The 573-nt window shown below is 41.0% G+C and carries 1 protein-coding gene; it reads right to left on the bottom strand.

What is annotated here, in order from left to right; genetic code table 11:
* On the bottom strand, positions 1-573 hold a 573-nt coding region (locus ACFIMI_RS09815), incomplete at both ends, for an autotransporter domain-containing protein (protein WP_375692549.1).

Below are 573 nucleotides of genomic sequence, written 5' to 3'. Positions count from 1 at the left end.
AATGGTTTTTGTCAAACGTCCACCAACACGGATCAACCATTGAGAAGGATTTTTCATATCAACGGTAAAATTATCAGCATCTTCAATGGTATTAAACATCAAATGTTGATAGGCAATTTGTGCTTGTGGCTCAAATGTTAAACTTTCCATTCCGGTTGCAAACTCTTTGCCAACAGTGGTGGAGATACTCAACATTTTGGCATTTTGCAATTTTGCGGTTTTGCCAATGATAGCATTGCCGATATCTCCTTTTAGAATTCCATAGGATAACAGTGTATCCATATAGAAACCATTGTCATGCTGCACGCTGCCATAAGCTGTTAGTGACCATTTATCCAATGTGCTCTTACTTACATCATCCATATCTTTTGGAGTGAAAGACAGCCGCCCATAGGTGCCTACAAGACCGAAATGTGTTGTGGTATTTTGTCCTTCTAATGCCGCGAATGTGACACCGGCTTGGAGAGCAGCATAGCGGATATCAGCACCATAACCATATTTGAGAGGTCCGCGTTCAGAAGATAAGGTTCCTGTGTTTCCGTAAGTATAGAGGAAGAAACCGGTTTGTTTTTC

This window comes from Bartonella sp. AP4SXKL, from assembly GCF_042195845.1.
Taxonomy (GTDB): Bacteria; Pseudomonadota; Alphaproteobacteria; order Rhizobiales; family Rhizobiaceae; genus Bartonella.
The sequence above is the reverse complement of the archived record's forward strand: the minus strand, read 5'-3'. Positions and strand labels throughout refer to the sequence as shown.